At 30.3% G+C, this 24,317-nt stretch carries 27 protein-coding genes; 8 read left to right on the top strand and 19 right to left on the bottom strand.

What is annotated here, in order from left to right; translation table 11 throughout:
- Window position 1: 1 nt before the first annotated feature.
- From CLCOS_RS01270 to CLCOS_RS01255, 4 genes are all read right to left on the bottom strand, one after another.
- The gene (locus tag CLCOS_RS01270; protein WP_063599997.1) at window positions 2–1,012 is read right to left on the bottom strand and encodes a lysylphosphatidylglycerol synthase transmembrane domain-containing protein; all 1,011 of its coding nucleotides are present in this window, start codon (window positions 1,010–1,012) and stop codon (window positions 2–4) included.
- Window positions 1,002–2,066, bottom strand: coding sequence for a glycosyltransferase family 4 protein (locus tag CLCOS_RS01265; RefSeq protein WP_063599998.1), 1,065 nt, complete (start codon window positions 2,064–2,066; stop codon window positions 1,002–1,004). Before CLCOS_RS01265 ends, CLCOS_RS01270 begins: the two co-directional genes overlap by 11 nt.
- 126 nt (window positions 2,067–2,192) lie before the next feature.
- Entirely contained in the window at window positions 2,193–3,371 is a 1,179-nt protein-coding gene (locus CLCOS_RS01260) for an ABC transporter permease (RefSeq protein ID WP_082853473.1), read from the bottom strand.
- A complete protein-coding gene (locus tag CLCOS_RS01255) occupies window positions 3,352–4,086 on the bottom strand; it encodes an ABC transporter ATP-binding protein (protein ID WP_242866868.1) in 735 nt (244 codons plus the stop codon). Before CLCOS_RS01255 ends, CLCOS_RS01260 begins: the two co-directional genes overlap by 20 nt.
- A gap of 164 nt (window positions 4,087–4,250) precedes the next feature.
- On the opposite strand from CLCOS_RS01255, the gene CLCOS_RS01250 reads away from it, so the two are divergent.
- Window positions 4,251–4,931, top strand: a complete 681-nt coding sequence (locus CLCOS_RS01250; RefSeq protein WP_063600000.1) for a response regulator transcription factor — start codon at window positions 4,251–4,253, stop codon at window positions 4,929–4,931.
- Complete coding sequence (locus tag CLCOS_RS01245; RefSeq protein WP_063600001.1) at window positions 4,921–6,354, top strand: sensor histidine kinase; 1,434 nt, start codon at window positions 4,921–4,923, stop codon at window positions 6,352–6,354. Before CLCOS_RS01250 ends, CLCOS_RS01245 begins: the two co-directional genes overlap by 11 nt.
- 55 nt (window positions 6,355–6,409) lie before the next feature.
- Here CLCOS_RS01245 and CLCOS_RS01240 read toward each other — a convergent pair whose 3' ends face one another.
- Window positions 6,410–6,733, bottom strand: coding sequence for a hypothetical protein (locus tag CLCOS_RS01240; RefSeq protein WP_063600002.1), 324 nt, complete (start codon window positions 6,731–6,733; stop codon window positions 6,410–6,412).
- Between the two features lie 229 nt (window positions 6,734–6,962).
- Between CLCOS_RS01240 and CLCOS_RS01235 the strand changes: the two genes are divergently transcribed.
- The 3 genes from CLCOS_RS01235 to CLCOS_RS01225 all read left to right on the top strand — a co-directional run bounded on the left by CLCOS_RS01235 (window position 6,963) and on the right by CLCOS_RS01225 (window position 10,710).
- Window positions 6,963–7,892: a site-2 protease family protein gene (locus CLCOS_RS01235; RefSeq protein WP_063600003.1), complete on the top strand. Its 930-nt coding sequence runs from the start codon at window positions 6,963–6,965 to the stop codon at window positions 7,890–7,892.
- Window positions 7,893–7,995: 103 nt separating this feature from the next.
- Window positions 7,996–9,519 carry a PLP-dependent aminotransferase family protein gene (locus CLCOS_RS01230; protein ID WP_063600004.1) on the top strand — a complete coding sequence of 508 codons (1,524 nt, stop codon included), beginning with the start codon at window positions 7,996–7,998 and terminating at the stop codon, window positions 9,517–9,519.
- Between the two features lie 12 nt (window positions 9,520–9,531).
- Window positions 9,532–10,710, top strand: coding sequence for a PLP-dependent aminotransferase family protein (locus CLCOS_RS01225; RefSeq protein WP_063600005.1), 1,179 nt, complete (start codon window positions 9,532–9,534; stop codon window positions 10,708–10,710).
- Window positions 10,711–10,774: 64 nt separating this feature from the next.
- Here CLCOS_RS01225 and CLCOS_RS01220 read toward each other — a convergent pair whose 3' ends face one another.
- From CLCOS_RS01220 to CLCOS_RS01190, 7 genes are all read right to left on the bottom strand, one after another.
- Window positions 10,775–10,972, bottom strand: coding sequence for a cold-shock protein (locus tag CLCOS_RS01220; protein ID WP_013238612.1), 198 nt, complete (start codon window positions 10,970–10,972; stop codon window positions 10,775–10,777).
- A 202-nt stretch (window positions 10,973–11,174) separates the two neighbouring features.
- The gene (locus CLCOS_RS01215) at window positions 11,175–11,660 is read right to left on the bottom strand and encodes a flavodoxin family protein (protein ID WP_013238611.1); all 486 of its coding nucleotides are present in this window, start codon (window positions 11,658–11,660) and stop codon (window positions 11,175–11,177) included.
- Between the two features lie 246 nt (window positions 11,661–11,906).
- Entirely contained in the window at window positions 11,907–12,209 is a 303-nt protein-coding gene (locus CLCOS_RS01210) for a spore coat protein (protein ID WP_063600006.1), read from the bottom strand.
- A gap of 22 nt (window positions 12,210–12,231) precedes the next feature.
- Window positions 12,232–12,444: a hypothetical protein gene (locus tag CLCOS_RS01205; protein ID WP_063600007.1), complete on the bottom strand. Its 213-nt coding sequence runs from the start codon at window positions 12,442–12,444 to the stop codon at window positions 12,232–12,234.
- Window positions 12,445–12,458: 14 nt separating this feature from the next.
- Complete coding sequence (locus tag CLCOS_RS01200; protein ID WP_013238608.1) at window positions 12,459–13,595, bottom strand: zinc-dependent alcohol dehydrogenase; 1,137 nt, start codon at window positions 13,593–13,595, stop codon at window positions 12,459–12,461.
- Window positions 13,596–13,614: 19 nt separating this feature from the next.
- The gene (locus tag CLCOS_RS01195; RefSeq protein WP_063600008.1) at window positions 13,615–13,977 is read right to left on the bottom strand and encodes a spore coat protein; all 363 of its coding nucleotides are present in this window, start codon (window positions 13,975–13,977) and stop codon (window positions 13,615–13,617) included.
- A complete protein-coding gene (locus CLCOS_RS01190) occupies window positions 13,970–14,203 on the bottom strand; it encodes a hypothetical protein (RefSeq protein WP_013238606.1) in 234 nt (77 codons plus the stop codon). Before CLCOS_RS01190 ends, CLCOS_RS01195 begins: the two co-directional genes overlap by 8 nt.
- 221 nt (window positions 14,204–14,424) lie before the next feature.
- On the opposite strand from CLCOS_RS01190, the gene nudC reads away from it, so the two are divergent.
- Complete coding sequence (gene nudC, locus CLCOS_RS01185; protein WP_013238605.1) at window positions 14,425–15,246, top strand: NAD(+) diphosphatase; 822 nt, start codon at window positions 14,425–14,427, stop codon at window positions 15,244–15,246.
- 79 nt (window positions 15,247–15,325) lie between these two features.
- On the opposite strand, the gene CLCOS_RS01180 is transcribed toward nudC, so the two are convergent.
- Window positions 15,326–15,523, bottom strand: a complete 198-nt coding sequence (locus tag CLCOS_RS01180) for a cold-shock protein (protein WP_013238604.1) — start codon at window positions 15,521–15,523, stop codon at window positions 15,326–15,328.
- Window positions 15,524–16,003: 480 nt separating this feature from the next.
- On the opposite strand from CLCOS_RS01180, the gene CLCOS_RS01175 reads away from it, so the two are divergent.
- Both CLCOS_RS01175 and rd read left to right on the top strand, forming a co-directional pair.
- On the top strand, window positions 16,004–16,525 hold the full coding sequence (locus CLCOS_RS01175; protein ID WP_013238603.1) for a ferritin: 522 nt from the start codon (window positions 16,004–16,006) through the stop codon (window positions 16,523–16,525).
- Window positions 16,526–16,585: 60 nt separating this feature from the next.
- Window positions 16,586–17,275 carry a rubredoxin gene (gene rd / locus CLCOS_RS01170; RefSeq protein WP_063600009.1) on the top strand — a complete coding sequence of 230 codons (690 nt, stop codon included), beginning with the start codon at window positions 16,586–16,588 and terminating at the stop codon, window positions 17,273–17,275.
- 364 nt (window positions 17,276–17,639) lie between these two features.
- Here the strand turns inward: rd and CLCOS_RS01165 are convergent, their stop codons facing one another.
- From CLCOS_RS01165 to CLCOS_RS01140, 6 genes are all read right to left on the bottom strand, one after another.
- Window positions 17,640–18,995, bottom strand: coding sequence for a hypothetical protein (locus CLCOS_RS01165; protein WP_063600010.1), 1,356 nt, complete (start codon window positions 18,993–18,995; stop codon window positions 17,640–17,642).
- Between the two features lie 83 nt (window positions 18,996–19,078).
- Window positions 19,079–20,527: a HAMP domain-containing sensor histidine kinase gene (locus tag CLCOS_RS01160; RefSeq protein WP_242866870.1), complete on the bottom strand. Its 1,449-nt coding sequence runs from the start codon at window positions 20,525–20,527 to the stop codon at window positions 19,079–19,081.
- Window positions 20,517–21,218 (bottom strand): response regulator transcription factor, encoded by a 702-nt coding sequence (locus CLCOS_RS01155; RefSeq protein WP_063600012.1) that lies wholly within the window; start codon window positions 21,216–21,218, stop codon window positions 20,517–20,519. Before CLCOS_RS01155 ends, CLCOS_RS01160 begins: the two co-directional genes overlap by 11 nt.
- Before the next feature lie 301 nt (window positions 21,219–21,519).
- Window positions 21,520–22,461: a DUF1848 domain-containing protein gene (locus CLCOS_RS01150; RefSeq protein WP_063600013.1), complete on the bottom strand. Its 942-nt coding sequence runs from the start codon at window positions 22,459–22,461 to the stop codon at window positions 21,520–21,522.
- Window positions 22,462–22,473: 12 nt separating this feature from the next.
- Window positions 22,474–23,364, bottom strand: a complete 891-nt coding sequence (locus CLCOS_RS01145) for a DMT family transporter (protein ID WP_204524430.1) — start codon at window positions 23,362–23,364, stop codon at window positions 22,474–22,476.
- Window positions 23,365–23,381: 17 nt separating this feature from the next.
- Window positions 23,382–24,164 (bottom strand): PhzF family phenazine biosynthesis protein, encoded by a 783-nt coding sequence (locus CLCOS_RS01140; protein ID WP_063600015.1) that lies wholly within the window; start codon window positions 24,162–24,164, stop codon window positions 23,382–23,384.
- Window positions 24,165–24,317: the final 153 nt, after the last annotated feature.

Raw genomic sequence — 24,317 nt, 5'->3', positions numbered from 1 at the left:
ATCATTTTTTTAAACGTACATTTGGAAATGCTAAAATAAATATGCTTGACACTATAATAGACAGGTAATAAGTAATTATCCTCCATACAAAAAGGGCTATGACAGTTTTAGCTTTAAAAAACAAATTAAAAATTACATAAAATCCCCCTTCTGCTCCTCCTTCTGCTCCTGGAAGAGGAATTGCAGTCATAAATACTGTTAGAAACACCTGCGCAGCCATAATTGTCCATAAGTCTGTAGAATTAAGCCCGAAACTTCTGTAAATACAATAAGGAATGCTAAAATAAAAAGCCCACTGAAAAAGTGAATAGATTAAAGCATGAAAACACATACCTATGTGTTTTCTTACTAAAAGTGCATTTTTATGAAAACTTTCTATTTCATCTTCAATTTTCCCTTGTTTTGATTTTACATCTTTCATAATATGAACCTTTCCAAGCAATTTCACAATAAAGTTTATTATAGCCTTAGTCATTTTTTTATTTATTACAATTGATATTGCTAGTAACATCACTCCTGCGTTAATCACAATACCAAGGATCGCAAAGTAAATAAAATATTTAATTTTTGAATTAAAATAGTTAAACCTAAAAAGCAGTGCTACTATTAGATAAAATATGCTTACTATTTCATGTATCATAAACTTTATTATCAATATAGACCCTGAAAGTCCTGCAGGCATTCCTGCTTCTGTCATTGCATATAATTGAGAAGGGTGGCTTCCTGCTCCTAAAGGTGTAATTGCTCCAAAAAATTGACCAACCATTTGAAATTTTATTGATTTGAAAAGCAAATGCTCCCCAAAATAGAGCTTTTTCATTACAGTATATAAAATCATTGTTTCAAATGTCCAAAATAAAATAACAGCTATTACAGCTAAAGATATCCAGTGGATATCCAGTGACTTTAACTCTTGAATCATAGAATGGATGCCTTTTGTAAAAATGAAAAATAAGAAAAAAATACAGGCGGAAATAAATACAACAATTATATTAAACATTTTATTTTTCATTTAAGTTTCCCTTAAGCTTTCTTCTTTTATTTTTCTCATAATATATCTTGTCATAAAATTGCTTCCACGTGTTTAAGATGTATTCCTTGGAATAAAACTTGTGACATTTCCATGACCTTTCACACCAAGTTCTATAACTTTCACCTTTATCCTGTAATCTTTCTATACATTTTACAAATTCATCTATATTTTTTCCTTTTAAATAGTCATCAAACAAAATGTTATGGTATATATCTAGATCCCTCAATAGTACAGGAATTTTAAGTGCCATGGCTTCCAAAACAGACATTGGAAATAACTCATTATAGGAAGGCAAAAACATTATATCTGCAATATTATAAATATCATTCATATTTTTCCTATCAATGATACCTAAAAACCTTACATTTTCAGGTGGATTTTCTACAACCTTTTTTAATTTCTTATACCCATCTGTTATCACACCAAAAGAAAAACCACCTGCCCATATAAATTGAATTTGTGGAAGTTTTTTGGCAACTTCAATAAAGTCTAGTATTCCCTTTCTGTTCTGCACCTGACCTACTCCCAAAACAACAAATTTTTTAAGCGGAATACGTAACTCCTGCTTTATTTTTTTTGCTTTTTCCTTTTCATATTCAAAAAAGTTGTTTTCAGATACGAAATTAGGAATGTATACTATCTTTTCCTCTTCTATATTATATTTTTTTAAGACATCAATGAAATATGGATTTACAACTACGAGGTAATCTACACTTTTGTAAAACAAAATTATGTACTTGTAAAATATTTTTTTTATGATGTAAGGCAATTTTAAGCTATTATCTATAGTTTCTGGAACAAAATGTACATAAGCAACACTTGTACCCAATAATTTTGCAAATGGTATACTTAAAAAGAACTTAAAATCAATGGTATGATAGTGCATAATATCACATAATTTAAAATCATTTATTCTTACTTCATAACTATCCTTAAGTTCATTCCTAACTAAATTAACTTGTTCAACGTAAGCAGACAACACCCCCTGCCCTTTTACTTGTTCTGCAGAAGAGAGCATATTAATAACAGGCATATTAAATTTCCCCTTTCAAATAGCTTTGTCTATGCTCTTGTAGTTTCTGCAAATTATTATAAATATATTCTTTAAGGCATTTGAAAAATAAACTAGCATACTGACTTGTTACTTCTTTGAAAATGACTAGATATACTCTTCTCTTTTTTCTGCTATAATTGTACTTAACCCTAAAAATAATATAGACCATGCAATCATTATTAAGCTTGCAGATAACGTATTTATATAGTATGCTCCTGTATCTTGTACAATTCGTCTTGTTATTATACTTCCAGAGCTTCCAAGGGCTATAAAAAATGCTGGCATAATATCTGACTTATCAGACAATGCAGGAATTTTTGAAAGTATCACATAAGCTACTCCAAATAGTATAGCTGTAGATGTCGCTGCTGCATTGCTTTTAATTAAAGTAGATATTAGAATACAAAAACTTGTAGCTGCAATTATAAAAATTATCTGTAAGATCATAAATTCAATTAAAAATTTATAAAGAGGCATAATACTTGACGTTCCTGGAATGACAGATATAAATTTATGCAAATCCATATTTTGTATGCTGCTGTGTTTAAATGCAGGTTCTATAGAAACTGGATATTTGAAGCTGTCAAAACCATATACAATTTCTCCAAACAAAAAAAATATCAAATTGAAAATCACTACAAGTGCAGAGCTTGAAATGGCACAAGCTAAAAATTTGCCAAGTAGAAGTTTTGTCTTTGTAACAGGTCTTAAAAGCAAAAGCTTTAATGTAGGAGGTGCGTATTCACTTGAAACACTGTCTACTGTCATAAACACTGCTACTAAAAATATCACTATCATGCCATAATCCAAAATAGTGCTGTAATCATTAAACAATACGTATCCTGTAGCTTTAATACTGCTAACTGGCTTTATGTTATTCTCTAATAAATATTTCTTATAAGTAATTTCACTTTTTCTTTGTTCTTTTTTAGCATCATCCAATTTACTATCATCAACACTTTCCATAAGCTTTACATCCTTTTTTAAAGTATCTTTCCAGGCTAGTGGATGTGTTTTTTGAAATTCATAATCTTTTGCCATTTTATCAATGTTATCGATATGTGTTTGAATTTCAGCAATTTTTGTTTTATCCTTTACTAATTTTTTTTGATCTTTATAGTATTGTTCTATACTTTTGTCTTTTTGCAGTCCCCTCTCTCCATTTTCGCCGTTCACAGCTAATACTGAAAATACAGCTACAAGCAGTAATATAATAGAACATATTAAAAACTTTTTTCTATAAAATATCTTAATAATTTCGTTTTTAATTATTGGAAAAATCATCTTCTTCTCCTCCTACAACTTCAAGATATCTTTTTTCAAGGTTTCCCTTCATATTATTTACATCCTCTATTCCCTTAATTTCACCTTCATTTAAAAATGCAACCCTATCACACATGGATTCCATTTCGCCAAGTATGTGGGATGATATGAATATGGTAACTTTCTTTTCTCTAGAATATTTTTTAAACAAATTTCTAAAATGAATCATTCCGCTTGGATCTAGTCCATTAGTTGGTTCGTCCAGTATCCATATCTTTTTGTTTCCCATGAGAACCTGTGCAATACCAAGCCTCTGTTTCATTCCAAGGGAATACTTTTTAATTTTGTCATTTATCCTGTCACTTAATCCAGCTAATTTTACAGCTTCATCTATTTGACTTTGACTAATATCTCCATCAAGCCTTGCCAGCTGCTTTAAATTTTGAAATCCAGTTAAATATGGATACATATCCGGTGCTTCAACTATAGCTGCCATATTGCTTATATAGCTTATCCTATTATCTTTGATTTCTTTCCCATTTATATAAATTTTGCCGCCAGTAGGTTTTAAAAATCCAACAATCATCTTTATAGTTGTGGTTTTTCCTGCACCATTGGGCCCTAAAAATCCAAAAATCTCACCTTCCTTTACACTTAAATTTAAATTTTTCACAATTTCTCTCTTTCCTATAGTCTTTGATAGATTTTCCAATTTCAATACTTCCAAAAAATTCACATCCTTTTTTATATGATAGCTTCATTATAATGTGCTCATATTACAAACCTGGTATATTTTATATTACAAAATTGATACTGTTTATTAAGATTTTATTACAATTGGCCAAAGCAATAAAAAAATGTATATAATAAATATAGGACAATAGGAAGGTGAATTTTTACATGGACAAAAATGTAGTTTTAATTGTAGACGACGATGAAAATATAAGAGAACTTTTAACTATAATGTTAAAAAACCAAAACATAGCTTCCCTATGTGCAAAAGACGGAATTGAAGCCCTGGAGATTTTAAAAAACAATAAAATAGATTTGATACTCTTAGATGTTATGATGCCAAGGATGGACGGCATGATGGCATGTATGAAAATACGAGAAAACTTAAATTTACCTATTATAATACTATCTGCTAAAATTGACGATGCTGATAAAATAATGGGGCTTACCATTGGGGCTGATGATTATATCTCAAAACCTTTTAATCCAATGCTCCTAATTGCAAAGATAAACTCCCATCTAAGAAGATACAAAGAATTTAATTCAAACTTTCATGAAAATTCAAAGTTGATTAAAATTCAGGACATGCTTCTGGATACAGATAAGCACATTGTAAAGGTAGATGACGATGAGATAAATTTGACCCCACGTGAATTTGAAATTTTGGATTTTCTTGCAAAGAACAAGGACAATGTGCTGAGTATAAAGCAAATATATGAAAACGTATGGAAGGAACCTTACATAGAATTTGACAGAACAGTTACTGTGCATATAAGAAGATTGAGGCAAAAGCTTAAAAAAGATTACATAAAAACTGTATGGGGAGTTGGGTATAAAATTGAAAGTTAAAATAGCAGGTATTCAAACTAAATTCTTTATATCATTTATATTTTCACTAATTGCAAGTTTTTGTATATTTACGACTGTGTATTCAACCTACATAAGTTTTGTATCTCAAAAGTATCCTTATAAGTTTCAAAATTACAACTATAGCCTTGGCAGATTGTCGAGTATTTCCCGTGATGTAAGTTTAAATACAAGTGGTGTAAATTTCAATAATAACTCCAAATATAAATCTGTATTGTCAAAATATGAAGTTAAATATTCAAAATATAAACTAGGTTTTATTGTAACTGATCCCCAAAACAAAATTTTATATAATTCATCTAAACTTGCTGAAAATAAAGGCTTGGAAAAAACATACTCTGACTTTTTAAAATACTTTAATCATACGACGAATTTAACCATGTATCATGATTATATATACAAAACACCTATAAAAACAGGTAATGATATTTCCATACTTTGGATTATTGCCTCTCCTATAAATACACCTCATGACTCAATAGGAACACTAGTTGGAGACAAAAACATTTTAATTTTACTTTCCATATGTATGTTGATATTTTTCATAATAACCCATCATAGGATGAAATACATAAATGAAATGTGCTGCGGTATAAAAACTATTGCAAATGAAAACTTAAATTTTAAAATACGTGAAAAAGGTCATGATGAACTATCTGAGATATCTAAAAATATAAACTTTATGGCAGATAAAATAAATGAAAAAATTGAAAACGAGAAAAAAATTGAAGTTTCTAAAAATGCACTTATAACAAATGTAGCCCACGACATAAGAAGTCCACTCACAAGCATAATTGGTTTTTTACAAATTATAGAAAATAATGAGTATGAATCCAAAGAAGAGATGCAAAGATTTATAAATATATCATTAAAAAAAGCTGAAACAATGAAGAAACTTACGGATAATTTATTTATGTTCACAAAACTAAATGGTGGAGACTTAAAATTGCACCTGTCTACAGTATGCTTAAATGAACTCATCTACCAGTTAATTGACGAATTTTCAATTACTTTTGAAAATTCAAAGTTAAATATTATAGATAACATATGTGCTGAAAATATAATGGTTACAATTGACATCAATTTATTTGTAAGAGCTCTAAACAATCTAATGTACAATGCTCTAAAATACAGTACCAAGCCTTCGGATGTGAATGTATCTTTAACTCAATGTGATAAAAATGCTGTAATCAGCATAAGCAATAAATGTGAAAATTTAAATATAGAAAATGTAAGTACGCTATTTGAAAAGTTTTATAGAGCAGATAAATCCCGTACAAATCCTGATGAAGGCTCGGGATTGGGTCTTTCTATAACAAAAAGTATAATTGAAAGGCACAATGGAAAGATATGGGGAAATTATGATGAAAGCACAATTACTTTTACAATATTACTTCCAGATTAGACGTTTTACCTAATATTCTAAAAAGACACTAAATTAAGTGCCTATAAATTCTTACTTATTTAATGGCTTTTAATTTAGCAATATCAGACCAATTGCTAGCTGTGATGAGTTCTACATTGCTCAAGTCTTTCCTTATGCCTTTAACTTCTCCTTTAATTTCAGCAACCTCATGCTTTAAATTTTCCTGTTCTGCTGAAATTACATTTGTCTTATGTTCTAAAGCACTTAATAGCTGAGTATGTTCTTTTTGTGTAGATTTTATCGATACTATATCTTTCTTCATTGAACTCATATCTTGTCTCATTGAATTTATGTCTTGTTTCATTGATTTCATATCCTGCTGCATAGATTTTAAAATTTCCAGGATTTCTTTATCCATATATATCTCACCACCTATAATATATTATAGCAAAATATTTATCTAATTTCTATTATCAAATACTGGAAAAATAAATTATATTCATAGTTAATATATCATTTTATAATAACTTTCGTTTATTTGATTTTCATAATTTTCTATTTTACTAATATTTTTTATTTTGTTATCATTTATATAATGGAATATAGTATAGTATATTCTACACGAGATATATAAAGAGGTGATTTAAATGTTTGGTATGACTAAATCAAAAAACGAAAATCAATCTGTAAATAATCTATATACTGAAATCAAGGGAGATAATGTGCCTTATAAAACAGATGCTAACGAGGAATTTACAGAAAATTCAAACGTAAAGCCTCCTATCCTAAAAAAAATAAGGTCAAAAAAAAGTAAAATTGGCATTTTAGGAATAATAGGAGCTTTTCTTTTAAAATTTAAAGGTGCATTGATATTTCTTGCAAAATTCAAATTCTTATTTGTGCTACTTAAATTAAGCAAGGTATTTTATACACTAAGTTCTATGATATTAGCTATTTTTATATACGCCAGCATGTACGGTGTTGTTTTTGGAGTAGGCTTTATACTTTTATTGTTTGCACATGAGATGGGACACTATGCAGCTGCTAAAAAAATTCATCTTCCTGTTTCAACTCCAATATTTATACCCTTTATTGGTGCACTCATATCAATGAAGGAAATGCCTAAAACTGCAAAAGATGAAGCTTTTATGGCTGCTGCAGGACCAGTTGGAGGCAGCATTGCCGCCCTACTTTGTATACCTATTTATCTTTTAACTCACAATAATGTTTTCTTAGCACTAGCATATACAGGATTTTTTATGAATTTATTTAATCTAGTACCTATTCATCCCCTAGATGGTGGTAGAATCGCTACAGCTATAACACCTAAGCTATGGTTTATCGGTATCCCTGTTTTTGCTTTGGCTTGTATAAAATTTTTCAACCCTGTGCTAATCATATTTTTAATTTTAGGAATTGTAGAATTGTACAAGTATTATAAAAATCCTAAAAAAGAATATTATGAAATGAAAACCTCAACAAGAATTGTATTTACTCTAGTTTATTTTGGATTAGTAGCAATTCTTGGTGCAAGCAGTGAATATATTCATGCTTTTATCCCTTTAACCTATCAATAATGAGATTGGATTGGTTTTAAATATAAGAATTGGTAGTTTAAATATAAAAATTTAATGTTATTATGTATATAATATTTTTTAAATTTTAGAAAGAGTGATAGAAATGCGCATTTCTATAGACAAAAAAAGCTCCATACCAATTTACGTACAAATTAAAAATGAAATAAGAAATATGATTTACTCTGGTATGCTTCCATCAAATTTTTTACTTCCATCTGAGCGCAAACTTGCAGGAGAACTTAGTGTAAGCAGAAGTACAGTAATTAGTGCTTATGAAGAATTGAAATCTTTAGGTTTATTAGAGTCCCACAAAGGAAAAGGAACTATAGTAGCAAATAACACAAAAAATAAGCAGTTAAGTATTAGAAATCATACTGTACCACTTTCATGGTATCAGTTTTTTGATTCAAATGTAAGTTCTGCTAATAATCATGACATTGTTGACATAATAAATTCAGTAGGGGGAGAAAAAAATATATCTTTTTCAGCTGGTATTGCAGATCCAAGTTTGCATCCTCTTAAGGATATAGTAAAATTGCAAAAAGACTTATGGGAAAAATGCGGAAATGATATGCTGGCTTATATTTCTTCTTATGGATATTATCCTCTTAGAGAAAGCTTAAGTAAATTACTAAAATCAAGAAACATATCTGTTTCTCCTAAAGAAATAATGATACTTTCAGGCTCTATGCAGGGAATAGATTTTATTGGAAGAGCCTTTCTAAGTAAAGGTGATGTGGTTATAGTAGAAGAACCTACATTTATGAGTGCAATTGAACTATTTAAGTTGTCAGGGGCAAAAGTTATAGGAGTCCCTATGGAAAGTGATGGTATAAACTTAGATGTGCTTGAAATTTTACTAAATAAATATAAGCCTAAATTTTTATACACAGTACCTACTTTTCAAAATCCAACTTCAATAGTTATGAGTTTAGAAAAAAGATACAAGCTGCTAAATTTGGCATATAAATATCAGCTTCCAATTATCGAAGATGACCCTTACAGTGAAATAAACTATGAGAATATATACTTGCCGTCTTTAAAGTCCCTGGATGCATACGGCTATGTCATATATCTAAGTACATTTTCTAAAACTATGTTTTCAGGTATGCGTGTTGGATGGACTGCTGCACCTGTACAAGTAATAAAAAAGTTTGCTTTATTAAAGCAAATGACAGATCTTCACGTTAACACAGCTTCACAGTATATATTGGATAAGTTTTTACGAGAAGGACTGTATGAAGATCACATAAAGCTAATATGCAAAGAATATATGAAAAAAAGAGATTTAATGCTTGGCATACTTGAAAAAAATAAATCTCTTGGTATTAGTTTTAATCTTCCTAAAGGCGGTTATTACATTTGGTGCAAGCTTCCTGAAAATATTTCACAAACACAATTGTTATTAAAATGTTCTAAGGAAGGTGTTTCCTATGCTCCAGGGAATGTATTTTACCCTGAAGGAAGCGATGGTAAAAGCTATATGAGGTTAAATTACACTTTCGAAAATGCAAAAAATATAAGTATTGGATTAAATAAGCTTATGAAAGCTATAGCAGAACTGCTTCAAAATACAAATTCTTCAACAGTTAACCAGGATAATTATTTTGGAAAACCTATTATATAAGGAGTGTTACTTATGAATTATACTAAATTTTCAAAAAGAAATAATTTTGTTAGGCCTTCGGAAATACGTGAAATTTTAAAAGTTACAGAAAGGCCTGAAATAATATCTTTTGCAGGAGGTCTGCCAGCCCCAGAACTTTTTCCTGTTAATGAATTAAAAAACGTATGTACAGAAGTTTTAACTAAATGCGGAGAAGCATCTCTTCAATACAGTACCACTGAAGGATATATCCCCTTAAGAGAAGCTATCTGTAAGAGAATGGAGAAACTAAGTATAAAAACATCTTTGGATAACATAATAGTTACTACAGGCTCCCAGCAGGCTTTAGACCTTTCAGGAAAGGTATTTATAGATGAATGTGACACTATAATTTGTGAAAGTCCAACTTACCTTGCAGCTATCAGTGCTTTTAAAACCTATCTTCCAAACTTTAAAGAAATTCCTATGGACGAAGAAGGAATGATTATGGAAGATCTTGAAAAAGCCCTTAAGGATAATCCTAATGCAAAATTTATCTACACCATACCAGATTTTCAAAATCCAACTGGAAGAACTATGAGTCTTGAAAGGAGAAAAAAGCTGGTAGAAATAGCAAATAAATTTGATATAGTAATAATAGAAGACAACCCCTATGGTGCAATAAGATTTGCTGGAGAAGATCTTCCACCAGTAAAGCATTTTGATACTGAAGGAAGAGTAATTTACTTAAGTACTTTTTCAAAGATATTTGCTCCTGGCTTAAGGCTTGGCTGGATATGTGCAGATAAGAGTATTATTCAAAAATATATTCCTTTTAAGCAAAGTGCAGATTTGCATACTGATATATTCGCACAAATGATTACTGCAAAATATATGGAAATGTATGATATAGAAGAACATATACAAAAAATCAAAGAAGTATACAGACACAGGAGAGAACTTATGATACAGTGTATAGAAAAGTATTTTCCTAAAGATATAAAACATACTCTTCCTGATGGCGGACTTTTCATATGGATTCAACTTCCTTCAAATATGGATGCTTCAGATATTTTTACTAAAGCAATAAAAAACAATGTGGCATTTGTAGCTGGAGAATCTTTTTTCCCAAATGCTAATTTCAAAAATTCCTTTAGATTAAATTATTCAAATATGCCAGATGATAGGATTATAGAAGGAATTAAAAGATTAGGAGAAGTGCTCAAGAAATAAATAAATTTTCGGAAACTAAAAACCCCTCAAATAGAATAACTATTTAAGGGGTAAAATTCATTAACTAGAGAACAGTAATATTTTCTGCTTGAGGTCCTTTTTGTCCTTGACCTTCGTCATAAGAAACTTTTTGACCTTCTTCAAGTGTTTTATATCCATCTGAATTTATTTGAGAAAAATGTGCAAAAATATCTTTTCCATCTTCTCCTGTAATAAATCCAAATCCTTTTTCTCCATTAAACCATTTTACTGTACCATTCATATGATGTGTACCTCCGAAATTTTATTATTCTTAAATTCATCGCAATAACTCACTAATAAAATTCCCATATCAACATACTATATCGTTAAGTACTAATTGAAATATATTTGTGTTTGATTATTAACTATTAATTTAAGTTCTTGTTAAGAATAACACAGTTTATTATATAAATCAAGTTATTTATGTTAAATATACTAAATTACTATTTGCAAATACTGTTACACCACTTTTTAGCTCTTTCTATATTTTCTTTCGTGTCATTTTTAAGAGGATCTTTAAATTCAATTTCTCCTAGGAATTCGTTGCCCTCAAGCTGCTCTTTCATATTTTTAAAAGTTTTTCCATTGCCCCCACCATTGCAGCTAAATAAAGCTATCTTCTTACCTTTTAAATCTGTATTGGCGAAAAAGCTCCTTATGGCAGGTGAAAAAGTCCATGCCCAAACTGGAGTTCCAATAAATAAAACATCATAATCCTCAGGATTTATATCATAAGGTAAAATTTCTGGTTTTTCCTTAGTTATGGCCTGCTTTCCACCTATAAAGTACCTCATTTTGCTGTGTGGATCTATACTTTTTTTAGGCTTTATTTCTAAAATGTCACTGGATATCTCTTTTGAAATAGTTTCAGCTATAAGTCTTGTGTTTCCCTCAAGTGAGTAGTACACAACTAAAATCTTACCTTGCATAAAAAATCACTCCCTTTTTAATATTTCCAATTACCATTATTATAGTATAACTTATTATGAAAAGTTTATAAAATTCTAGAAAATATTTACTCCATTTCTGATTTTAATGTTTCATCGATCTTATAACCACTACCAATCAATTCTTTCTATATCAATTAGTGTAATTATTTTTAGCAAGGATTATGCTTAAAATTTTTGAAATAAAGAAGGTTATCTCAAATTTTACTTTAAGACAACCTTCTCCTGTTACATACCTTCTGTTAAATTTAACGCTGTATTCGTCGTTTTCATATCCACTTTAAACTGTTCATCCATATTATATGGATGATAATATCCATTTTTCATCATATAATCAGTAATTGCTTCATAAGTTTGGATAGAATCTTCTAATTGTTTTTTAAGTACCTCTTTCACATCCTCTGATATAGTTTCAGTTATGGCAATAGAATAGTTTCTTATTCCACTTTTAGCTGCTATTAAAAAATCTGTAGCAATGACCTGATCACTCATCTTATCCATTCCAGTAAGGCTTTCTATTATTGAATTCATAAATCTACCTTCCCTCTATGATCTATTTTACATTACATGATCGTTCCATAATTTCTTTTAACTCCTGAATTTGTCGTTTTGTTGTAGATACATCATTTTGTAAAATTGTCTTAAGCTCACTATCTGATACTAGTTTAGCTGCAGTAATTGATTTTGTAAGGCAAATATTTTTAAAGGTTAAAAGCTCATGCACTTCAATACTTTCATGTGGTGCTATAGCACTTTGCTTTGACATTTGTATCACCTCCATCATGGTTTAAGAACAACTTTAATGCAACCTTCTGTTTTAGTATCAAAAACTTCATATCCATGTTCTGCCTGATCTAAAGGCAATTTATGTGTAATAATATCACTTGGATCAACCTTTCCTTCTGCAAGCATGCTGTAGAGCTTTGACATATATGGAATGACGGGAGCTTGACCTGTTCTTATATTTATATTACGGCTAAATATATCTCCAAGTGGAAATGCATTGTACCTTCCACCATAAACACCCGTGAGTTGAATAACTCCCCCTTTTCTAACTGATTGTGTTGCTATTACCAAAGCACCCATAGCTCCTCCTTGCAATTTTAAACCAGTTTCCAAATACTCCATAGGTGTCATCTTTCCATCCATTCCTGCACAATCTATAACAATATCTGCTCCCCCATGGGTAATTTCCCTTAGATATTCTCCAGTATTTTCATGTTCCTCAAAATTTACTACTTCAACATTATTGTGAAGTCTTGCATGTTCTAATCTATACTGTATATTATCAACTGCAATTACTCTCTCAGCATTGTTAAGCCATGCAAATTTTTGTACCATAAGTCCAACTGGTCCACAACCTAACACTATTACTGTATCTCCAGCCTTAACTCCAGAATTCTCCACACTCCAATAAGCTGTAGGTACAACATCAGCAAGAAGAACTAGCTTATCGTCCTCTACTTCGCAGTCTTCTGGAATACGAAAAGGCGTAAAATTTCCATAAGGAACTCTCATGTATTCAGCCTGACCTCCGGGGTATCCTCCAAAGGTTTCAGTATATCCAAAATAAGCTCCTGTTTCTCCATGGGGATTTGAATTATTGCACTGGCTTGTAAGACCATGTTTACAATAATAACATTCACCACAGCTTACATTAAATGGTACAATAACCCTATCTCCTTTTTTCACTTTTGTAACATCGGGTCCTACCTCTTCCACAATTCCCATAGGTTCGTGCCCTATTATGTAATCCTGGGGCAAATTAGGAATCATATCATGAATTAAGTGTAAATCCGATCCACATATAGCTGTAGTTGTAAGTTTTACTATTATATCATCATTTTTGTGAACCTCAGGTTCCTTAACATCTTTAACCTTTACATTTTTTATACCTTGAAACGTTACAGCTTTCATTATACCTGCTGCCTCCTAACTATTTTTCTGGTGTTGCAAATGTTCCCAGTCTACTCGTGTTCCCAGGGAAAAGCTCCATTTTAGAAATTTGTACTGCTGTGTTAGATGACTCTATATCTGTTTGAAATTGTTTATCTAAATCACAGGGATGAAACCATCCTTTGTTTACCATAAGATTTGATATCTCATCATGCATATTAATTGCATTTTTCAATTGATTATGTAAAACTGTTCTAACTTCTGGAGTAGCAGTTTCGGTTAGCGCAATGGCACAATTTCTAATTCCAGTTTTGGCAGATAGTAAAAAATCCAGTGCTGCAGTTGAATCAACAATTTTAGGCATACCCTCAGCATTTCTTATTTCTAAATAGTCATTATTCATATAATTTCACCTTCTCCTCTTTTATATTAGAAACCTTTTGCAGTAGTCCTTGTAAATCATTTATAGCACCCATTGATTGCTGCACATCCTTTTCCATAAGTTTCTTGAGATCTTGATCAAAAACTAAGCCTTGCATCATCTTGGACTTTACTATAGATACTGTTTTAAAATTTAGCATCTCATGTATTTCCATTGATTCATGTGGTGCTAAAGTTTGGTGCTGCATACTAAATCACCTCCTTATTTATTCCATCTAAGTTATTATTGCACTTTTTATCTTGTATTATGTAATCAATATATAAAAACTTTAGCTTACTAGAAGCATATTTCTTATAGCAACTTAAAAATTTGTTAAAATGAACAAATAATCTCCATATATGTCGAATCAAGTGTTATAATAAAAAATAATTGTTTATTATATAAATAGTATGAAAGGATTTGCCGCACATGAATAATAATTTTAAAATATCATCTGATACCTTAAAAAAAGGTAAAGCTAGCGACTTATGCTGTGTGTTTCATAACCAAAATCTATTAGTAAAAAAAGAAGGAAATACTTTTGTCATTCCTACCTTTGACGATATTAAATTGCTAAATATTGAGTATCAAACTGAATTCTTTTTAGGCAGCATTGAAAAAAAATCTTGCTTTGCCATTGAATCAACTTCTGAATTGAATTTACCAATTAATTTCAACTTAATGGACTTGTACGACCTTGGTTCTCTACTTGATGAACAATCTTTTTTAATATCAGGACGGGCTAGCCAAATACTGAATTGGGATAAGACTCATAGATTCTGTGGCAAATGTGGCTCTAAAACAGAAAATAAAAAAGATGAAATGGCTAAAATTTGTCCAAACTGTAATCACATAATGTATCCTGTAATTTGTCCGGCAATAATAGTTGCAGTTACTAAGGGTGATAAGATACTTCTTGCACATAACAATGGATTTAAAGACAATATGTACGGCTTAATTGCCGGCTTTGTAGAGGCTGGAGAAGACTTAAATAGTGCTGTAAAAAGAGAGGTTTTTGAAGAGGTTGGTATAAAAGTGAAAAATATTGAGTATTACAGAAGCTCCCCATGGCCATTTCCAAATTCCTTAATGATAGGATTTTTTGCAGAATATGAATCTGACCAGATAAAAGTTGATGGAAGTGAAATAAAACAAGCTGATTGGTTTACAAAAGATAATTTTCCTAACATACCTAAAAAATTCACTATTGCAAGAAGCTTAATTAATGAATTTTCTAAAAGAAATCAATAATAAAATTAGGCATCACAAATTTTTAGATAACTAAAAGCCCCTCAAATAAAATGATTATTTAAGGGGTAAATTTCATTAACTAAATAGTAGTAATATTCTCTGCTTGAAGTCCTTTTGGTCCTTCAACTACATCATAAGAAACTTTCTGACCTTCATCGAGTGACTTATAACCATTTGAATTTATTTGAGAAAAATGTGCAAAAACATCTTTTCCATCTTCTCCTGTAATGAATCCAAATCCCTTTTCTCCATTAAACCATTTTACTGTACCATTCATATAACGTGTACCTCCCAAATTTTATTATTCTTAAATTTATCATAATAACTCACTAATAAAATCTCCATATGTAGTTGATTTTATAATAAATTACTATTAGTCTATTTAACCTTTTAATATTGTACTAAAGTTTTGCTAAAAAATTCTTAGACTAATTACAAATTTAGTATGGCAGTAAAAGAATTTATTATGTATAATTGTTAAAAATTTATTGTTTACATTAATTTTAATTTACATAATATTTTAAATGTTAATACATATAAAAAATATTATCTGCAATATAAGTATTGAAAATTTATATTAAATGTGATATTCTAACATTAGATATTAAATAATAACAATTATGGCTTAATATCTAATGTTCCCACAATATTAACTTTTGAGATCTCAAGGGAAATTGTAAAATGTATAATTTTATTTTATATAATTTATACTAAAATGTAACTTAATCTAAACTACGAAAGAAAGGAAGCTTATACTATGTTAAGTGATAAACTTATAAAAGCTATAAACGATCAGATAAACTATGAAATGTACTCAGCAAATATTTACTTTTCTATGAAGGCATACTGTGATTCATTGGATCTAGATGGATTTTCAAATTTCTTTAAAGTGCAAATTGAAGAAGAAAACTACCATATATCAAAATTTTATGATTTTCTAAAAAGAACAAATGCTAGAATACTCATTGGATCTATAGATTCACCTGATAACAATTATGATTCAATAAATGATGTTTTCAACAAAGCACTAACACATGAAAAAAAAGTTACTGCAAGAATTTACAATTTGATGGATCTTGCTACTGAAGAAAAAGAACATGCCACAGCAAGCTTACTCAAGTGGTTTATAGATGAACAAATTGAAGAAGAAGATACTTTTAGTAAGATAGTTAAAAAGTTGGATAAAATAAGTGATAATTCTGCAGCACTTTATATGCTAGATACAGAACTTCAATCAAGAACTTTTGTACCGCCTGTAAATGCAAATGCCAACCAATAATTTTTAATATATAAAGGAGGGGGATTACTTACATGATCTTACATGTAGGTATATAAATTTATGATTGATAATAAAGCTTTTTACAAATTAAGTTATGGACTATACCTTGTAAGTTCTATTTCAGAAGGAAAGAAAAATGCTCAAATTGCAAATACAGTTTTTCAAATAACATCAAATCCTGCTATTCTCGCAGTGAGCATTAACAAAAAAAATCTTACCCATGATTATATACAAAGCAGTAAATTGATAGGTATATCTGCCCTATCCATAGAAACTCCTATTGAATTCATAGGCAAATTTGGATTTAAATCAGGAAGGGACATTGATAAATTTGAAGGAGTATCATTTAAAACAATAGAAAGTGGTGTCCCTATAATATTAGACAACACATCATCCTATTTTGAATTAAAAGTTGAAAAAGAAATTGATGTTTTTACTCATACAATATTTATCTGTAAAGTACTAAATGCAGAACTGATCAACGATGTAGAACAAATTACCTATAAATATTACCAGGATATGAAACGAGGAATCTCACCTAAGGTTGAAGCAAACATCCCACAAAATAAAAATCAAACTTCAAAAAATATAGGAAAATATGAATGTACAGTATGTGGATACATTTATGATCCAGCTGTTGGAGATCCTGACTCAGGAATTCCAGCTGGTACCCCATTTGAAAACATACCAGATGATTGGACTTGTCCAATATGTGGGGTTACTAAAGATAATTTTAAACTAATTGTATAGATCCACGATTATAGCCCAATTTTCGCAGTTTAAAAACTTTGCGAAACAACTTTTTTGAGAGGGCAGATGACAATTGACAGAGGACAGTGAAGGAATATTTTTCTCCGCTGCACTACGAAAAATCTTTAATTAAATTTCTAATGACTCATTTGGCTAAAGTGAAATATTGCTGACTTATATAAATTTGAAGCTTGTTTTGCATTAGCAAAACAAGCCTAAAAAAATGAATTAGTTTTCTGACATAAGGAAGAAAACTTACCTTCACTGTCCTATGTCCTCTGTCAATTGTCCTCTAAAAAATGTTTCGCAATTTACTTATATTAAGTCAAAATTTTATACGTGCGAAAGTTAATTTATAAAGAGGTTATTTATCAAAAGTAACTATATAAGTATTTATATTGTCTTTATTAAACGGATCAGAAGAGCTCCCATCAGTAAATGACAGTGCCGTACTTGTGCTATCCCAAGAAATATTTAAGATTCCAGGTCCTCTCTTAATTTTCTTTTCTTTAAAATTACCATCTTTATCTTTAATTCTAACTGTAATATAATTATTTTCTCCATTTTTACTCTTTAAGCTGGATGCCTTTACTATTTCCTTTATATCACCTGTTTTAATATCTATAACCTTAATTGATATATCAAGATTCTTATTATCTGAACCTACCTGACGACTAATTTCATTATTGCTCTCCACATAGGCAGCTTTACTCCCATCAGGTGAGAGTATGTAGTCAGATGTAAATGATCCCGAAGTTAGTCTGCCTTTAGGCAATTTAATATCTTGAAGTACCTTACCGGATTCATTCATAACAAGTGCTCCAAAAGTTCTGTTTACATAAACTCCATCAACTGCCCCACCATTGTTATTGTAGTTGTCCATTATAATTGTCTTTCCCTTTTTATCTGCATGCAAAGAATATTTATTGGCGTAAATATCCTTTATCTCTTTAGTCTTCACGTCCATGGAGCATAATTTTACTCCTTCTTTTCCATTCTTATCTTGGGTATAATAAAACTTACCTTCCATATTATTTCCTAAATCTTTAATATCATCTACACCGGATATCCATGCACTATCCTGTTCTCCAGCATTATAACTTCCATCAGCATACACTTTTCCAGTTGTATCAATTATTGCCCAATGATTAAAATAATTTGCTAAAATTTTATCCTTACTTACCCATATAAATTGGGCATCACTGTTTAACTTTTCCGTATTTACATCTGTAATTTGACCTGTAGACAAATTTAATAATTTTACATTTTTGTGGAGTAAATCTCCTGAAGCAAGAGCATCCTTCCACTCCTGGCTTTCAACTTTTGGAATATTCCTTGCTTCTGAATAAAGAACAAATTTATTATCTGGCGATACTCCTAAAAATTCATCTATATTTGCATTCTTAAAATCCTTAGAGCTTTTTGTATTTAAATTATAAATGCTGCAATATCTTATAATTCTAGTGGAATCGGGATTTTTAAATTCACTTTTCCTAGTTAAAGTCAACACTTCATTCTCGTTAAGCCATGCAGTACCCTCAATATTTTCATATTTGTCAATCTGGTATCCGTTTTCATTGACTTTAGCAGAAGGTTTATATGCTGTTACTTTTATGTCCTGTTTAGATTTAGCAATTACATGATGATTTAATTGAATTGCACTTACACCTCCTATAACTCCTACGGCCAAAATCAGAGATAAAACCTTTTTACTCAACATTGAATTTTCCTCCTTTTTCTTTATAAACAGATTATCAAAACTTTTTCACAAAATTATAAATAGATGTCACAATCTTGTAAACTTTATGTGGAAAATTCAACACAAAAAGTAGTACCTTCATTTAATTTGGAATTTACCTTTATGTTTCCCTCTTGTTTTTCAACTAGTTTTTTAACTAAAGCTAGTCCAAGTCCAGCTCCTCCTGTTTCACGACTCCTATGTTTGTCAGCTCTATAAAAAGGTTCAAAAATTTTGGAAAGTACTTCTTCACTCATACCTATACCAGTATCTTTAACACTTATAATTATCTTGTCTTTATCATTTTTATAACACTGAATATATATACTTCCACCTGGTTTATTGTATTTTATAGCATTATCAATTAAATTAATTAAAATATGCTTTAAACTATCTTCATCCAAGGTAACAACAATATCCTCTGCATCATATTTTAAAATCAAACTATTTTTCTTGACTTTTGCCATCATTGTTTTACATATTTCATTCAATACTTTTTTTAAATTAACTTCATTTTTTTCTATTTCAAAATCATATTTTTCAAGGGCAGATAGGCTCAATATATTATCTAACATGCTCGAAAGCCTATCACATTCTTTTGATATACTTAAAGTACCTTCTTCAATTAATTTTAAATCATCCGTGTACATTCCAATCACATCTGCATAGGCTTTTATACTGGTAATTGGAGTCTTGAATTCATGAGTTACATTTCCTATAAATTCTTTTTGTTGCTTGTCCATTTTTTTTAATTTATCCACGGCCCTACTTAAAGAATCTCTTTCAACTTGAAGTTCCTCAATATTTTGTTCTATAGTATTACTCATAAATATAAGACCGCTGCTCAATTCTCCTAATTCATCATTTCGATTTACCTTATGTACTTTACTAAATTCACCCTTTTGAATGCTTTCTACTGAATCTTTCATTTCATATATGTCTCTAGTTAGTCTGGAAAAATAAAAGATTCCTACAAATATACCAAGAACTAAAGCCAAAAAACCTATACCATAAAACAATTTTTCTATATCACTATAAAATAATTTATTTTCTCTAATTGAATATTCCAATTCTAAAATTGCTGCTGTACTGCCCTTATATTTAATAGGTGAATAAAAATATATCACATCATTAATTTCTCTATAAGATACTTTGCCTTTAATTGCATAGTCTATCATAATTTTTTTCTCATCATTTTCATTTAGCTTTGCATCTGTCTTAAACCCTGAAAGGAGTTCACCTTTTGTATTATATATATTTGCAGGTATAGTTCTCAGCCATGCTTTATTAAAAATACTACCTCTAGCTAAGCTGTCATCATAATTAGTATTTTTATTCAAACTCATGCGTTCACTAAAATATTCTTCAAATATATCCTTTTGCTTAAATAAAATAGCCTGTGTTTCCTTATTTTGATAACTTTTTATTCCATTAAGTACCAAGAAGCTCAAAAATGATATTACAATCAATAAAAGTGAAGCTGTAAAAGATATGAGCTTGAATTTAATTCCCACCTTCAAATAATTCGTCAACCCCTTTATATCCAATACCATAAACAGTTTGTATTAAATCCTGATAACTATCGCCTAACTTTTTTCTTACCCTTTGAATGTGTGTATCTACAGTTCGTGTTCCTCCAACATAATCCATATTCCATATTATATTTAGAAGCTGTTCTCTAGAGTATACTATGCCTGGGTTTGAAAGCAGTAAATACAGCAGATCAAATTCCATAGGTGTAAGCTCTAGCAAAACATTTTTTATACTTACAGTTCTCTTTTTTTTATTAACAATAAGATCATTTATCTTTATGACACCGATATCTCTTTTTTCATCAATAGTTTTATTAAGTCTTCTTACAAGTGACTTGATTCTTGCAAGAAGTTCTCTTATGTCAAAGGGTTTCGTCATATAATCATCTGCTCCAAATTCAAGGCCAAGTATCTTGTCCACAATATCTTCTTTTGCTGTAAGCATGATAATCCCAATATTTTTGTTTTCTAATTTTTTACAAACATCGTATCCCTTTATCACAGGGAGCATTAAATCCAAAATTACTATGTGTGGATTAAAAATATCTACTTTATGAAGTGCTTCCTCTCCATCATAAGCTCTTTCTACTAAATATCCTTCTCTTTTTAGTGCATAGGTCAGCACATCTAAAATGCTCTTTTCATCATCTACTAAAAGTATTTTTTCATTCACTTTTTATTCCTCCGCTCAAATTATCGTCCTTATACAGTGAAATTATACCATAAAGTAAATGATTATTTAGACTACATCTCATTTCTCCTCTTCATATGTAAATAAAAATAATTGTATCAACTTACATCAATACAATTATATCGTAATCTTATTTTCTATAAACAGAATTCTTGGCATCAGATGGAGTTTTAATATCCAGGGACGTAGCTGCTCACAACGTACACTTGGAGAAAAGCAGATATCCCAAATCTTTGATTTGGTGACAGTCGCTTTCACAGAGTGCGTGGGAGTATTAGAGCAACTAGTCATCGGATAAAAAAGATACCTGATCTTCTCTATATGACTTCATCTTTCTATCTACAATCTTTTCATCTCCACATAACTCACCAAGCAATAGTGCAGACCTTTTATTATGCTTCAATAAATTTTTTTCAGCAGCATCTCTATTGAAATTTGCATAACAATATAAACAAGCATGGTTACATGTATTATAAGCTCCTATATCAATGCTTTTTACACATCCACAAACCTCTCTTTGATTTGGATCTTTATCTATAGACAGCTTTTCCCCAGATATCTTAGAAATCAACCTGTCATCTATACATTTACCGTGATTAATATTGAACTTTGATAGATCTATTTCTTCCGAACAAGTTTCAATAGTCACATTATACTTAGAAGCTATCTTTGAAAACTTCTCTGCTAACTCAAACATATCATCCTTGTCTATCGGTAAAATGTTTATTTCTTTTAAATTGCGCTCTGTTTTCCTGTATAAATCTAAAAAGCTGATAACACACTTCTTTGTATATGGGCACAATTTTCTTGCAAGATACTCAAACCACTTATAATGGTAATCTTTTGTAAACTTATCAGTTAATATTATGGGATCATACCTCCATATAACTCTATCCTTACCAATTCGTTTTGATAATTCTATAAATGTATTTATCAAATACTTTTTCTCTGGAACGTTTGTCTCCAATGTCTTATCATATGAATTTAAAGTGAATTGAAAATAATAGTTGTATTCTTTAATTTCGTTCAATCTCTTCGTCATTTTTTTAGGATTCTTAGTCCAAAATACTATACAATCTATTACTTTTGGATTTAAACTCACTTTACTCACTTGTTTTGAATTAAATGGATTCTTGACTAACACAAATCCTTCCTTTATCCTATTGAAAAACCAGTCACTATAAAAAGCCGGTATATCCGTTCTTCTACTTACACTTAATATCATAAAACTATCCTTCTAATCCAACATATATTCCTTTTCATCTGATTTTTTTCCTGATAACTCATTGATAAAAGTTGTCCCCAATATGAGAATGCCACCTAGTACCTGTATAAATGTCATTCTTTCTCCTAAAAATATACTAGACATAACTATTGCCGATATGGGATCAATATAGCTGAATATTGCTATTGTCTGCCCTTTAAGTTTTAGTATTGCAGAAAAATACAGAAGATAAGCTATCCCCGTATGTATTATTCCCACAGCTAAAAGAAGTACAATGGACTTAAAACCTAACTGTGAAAGTGACACTTTTTCCGTAACAAATACATAAGGCAATAGAACTACTGCCGCTGCAGTAAGTTGTATCATACCGCTTTCCATACCTGATAAATTTTTTATAAACTTATTTATTATAATCACACTGGCATAGAGAGCTGCTGCTGCGAGACCATATATAATACCTAGCAATTGATTGTTTTCTGCCGCACTACTTCCAGCTCCTACTATTAAAAACATTCCCGCCATAGCGACTATGATGCACATAATCTTAACTGTATTCAATTTTTCCTTCAATATAAATGGAGACAAAAACATGACAATTACAGGTGCAAAATAATAACACAAAGTAGCTTTTGATACAGTGGTATACTTGTATGCTTGAAATAAAAAAATCCAATTGACACCTATAGCAGCTCCAGATATTATTAATGGAATTAAATTAGATTTAATGGCTTTCCATGATGTATTTTGTCTTGTTATGTAACTTGCTGTAAATAAAAAGATACTTCCTATTATTCCCCTTGCCAATGCAATCATGCTAGAAGACAAGTCTATATTTTTGACAAACAGCCCAACGCTGCCGAATATGAGCATTGCAACTATAAGTTTTATTTTTCCATTTTCCATCATTTAACTCCTCATAACTATATATTAATATTTCCCACCATATATAGTGAAGCTCTTCCACTTATTTTAACCCTATCACCACAAAGTTCACAATATAATGTTCCACCGCGTTTTGACAGCTGTTTTGCTATCATCTTATCTTTATTCAATCTTTTTGACCAAAAGGGTATTAAATTACTGTGTGCAGAACCAGTTACAGGATCTTCATTTACACCAAGCTTCGGATAAAAACAACGGGATACAAAATCCACATCACTGCCCTTTGCAGTTACGATAACTCCTGAGCCAACTTCTAATTTTAACATTTTAGAAAAATCAGGAGCTAAATTTTTAACCTGCTCTTCTGTTTCAACTACTGTAAATAAATCCCTTGATAAGTATATTTCTATAGGTTTCACCCCAATGATATCCAAAATTGTTTCTGGTATTTGAGTTTTTTTAGGTTCTCTTGTAGGAAAATTCATTTCATATAAATCACTTTTACGATTGACTTCAAGTATTCCACTTGCAGTATGAAATATCATTTTATCTGTTCCAACATCTACATAATTGGAAATAACATAGGAAGTCCCCAGTGTAGCGTGTCCGCATAAATCTATTTCTGCCTTTGGCGTAAACCACCTTAGATCATATTCATTTTTATTTTTACCTTTAACTACAAAAGCTGTTTCTGACAAATTGTTCTCTGCTGCAATTTTTTGCATTACATCATCCTGCAGCCACTCATCTAATACACATACTCCTGCCGGATTTCCCTTAAACACTTCATCCGTAAAAGCATCAGCAACATAATATTTCATATACTTAGCCCCCCTCTTTGAATAATAGTACGCTCTCGAAAACTCAGAGAGCTTGATTTTTATATAGTATAAGGTTCAGCATCTCTGCTTCACCCCTAATATTTAAGCTAAATTAATATCATATTTTCCAATAAACTTATTACCAGTAGCATC

The organism is Clostridium coskatii (assembly GCF_001675205.1).
GTDB classification, from domain to species: Bacteria; Bacillota; Clostridia; order Clostridiales; family Clostridiaceae; genus Clostridium_B; species Clostridium_B ljungdahlii.
Note: the sequence above shows the minus strand (reverse complement) of the source record. Positions and strands in the feature narration are given on the sequence as shown.

Coding starts and splice junctions, on each gene's coding strand:
- rd (WP_063600009.1), top strand. CDS start 16,586: ATGATTGATAATAAAGCTTTTTACAAATTAAGTTATGGACTATACCTT.
- CLCOS_RS01200 (WP_013238608.1), bottom strand. CDS start 13,595: ATGAAAGCTGTAACGTTTCAAGGTATAAAAAATGTAAAGGTTAAAGAT.
- CLCOS_RS01165 (WP_063600010.1), bottom strand. CDS start 18,995: ATGTTGAGTAAAAAGGTTTTATCTCTGATTTTGGCCGTAGGAGTTATA.
- CLCOS_RS01260 (WP_082853473.1), bottom strand. CDS start 3,371: ATGATTTTTCCAATAATTAAAAACGAAATTATTAAGATATTTTATAGA.
- CLCOS_RS01270 (WP_063599997.1), bottom strand. CDS start 1,012: ATGAAAAATAAAATGTTTAATATAATTGTTGTATTTATTTCCGCCTGT.
- CLCOS_RS01145 (WP_204524430.1), bottom strand. CDS start 23,364: ATGGAAAATGGAAAAATAAAACTTATAGTTGCAATGCTCATATTCGGC.
- CLCOS_RS01265 (WP_063599998.1), bottom strand. CDS start 2,066: ATGCCTGTTATTAATATGCTCTCTTCTGCAGAACAAGTAAAAGGGCAG.
- CLCOS_RS01210 (WP_063600006.1), bottom strand. CDS start 12,209: ATGAATTCAATAATAGAAAGCCTTACTGGAATGGATAAGATGAGTGAT.
- CLCOS_RS01230 (WP_063600004.1), top strand. CDS start 7,996: ATGCGCATTTCTATAGACAAAAAAAGCTCCATACCAATTTACGTACAA.
- CLCOS_RS01150 (WP_063600013.1), bottom strand. CDS start 22,461: ATGATATTAAGTGTAAGTAGAAGAACGGATATACCGGCTTTTTATAGT.
- CLCOS_RS01205 (WP_063600007.1), bottom strand. CDS start 12,444: ATGTCAAAGCAAAGTGCTATAGCACCACATGAAAGTATTGAAGTGCAT.
- CLCOS_RS01220 (WP_013238612.1), bottom strand. CDS start 10,972: ATGAATGGTACAGTAAAATGGTTTAATGGAGAAAAAGGATTTGGATTT.
- CLCOS_RS01235 (WP_063600003.1), top strand. CDS start 6,963: ATGTTTGGTATGACTAAATCAAAAAACGAAAATCAATCTGTAAATAAT.
- CLCOS_RS01225 (WP_063600005.1), top strand. CDS start 9,532: ATGAATTATACTAAATTTTCAAAAAGAAATAATTTTGTTAGGCCTTCG.
- CLCOS_RS01190 (WP_013238606.1), bottom strand. CDS start 14,203: ATGCAGCACCAAACTTTAGCACCACATGAATCAATGGAAATACATGAG.
- CLCOS_RS01215 (WP_013238611.1), bottom strand. CDS start 11,660: ATGCAAGGTAAGATTTTAGTTGTGTACTACTCACTTGAGGGAAACACA.
- CLCOS_RS01175 (WP_013238603.1), top strand. CDS start 16,004: ATGTTAAGTGATAAACTTATAAAAGCTATAAACGATCAGATAAACTAT.
- nudC (WP_013238605.1), top strand. CDS start 14,425: ATGAATAATAATTTTAAAATATCATCTGATACCTTAAAAAAAGGTAAA.
- CLCOS_RS01250 (WP_063600000.1), top strand. CDS start 4,251: ATGGACAAAAATGTAGTTTTAATTGTAGACGACGATGAAAATATAAGA.
- CLCOS_RS01140 (WP_063600015.1), bottom strand. CDS start 24,164: ATGAAATATTATGTTGCTGATGCTTTTACGGATGAAGTGTTTAAGGGA.
- CLCOS_RS01240 (WP_063600002.1), bottom strand. CDS start 6,733: ATGGATAAAGAAATCCTGGAAATTTTAAAATCTATGCAGCAGGATATG.
- CLCOS_RS01195 (WP_063600008.1), bottom strand. CDS start 13,977: ATGAATAATGACTATTTAGAAATAAGAAATGCTGAGGGTATGCCTAAA.
- CLCOS_RS01180 (WP_013238604.1), bottom strand. CDS start 15,523: ATGAATGGTACAGTAAAATGGTTTAATGGAGAAAAGGGATTTGGATTC.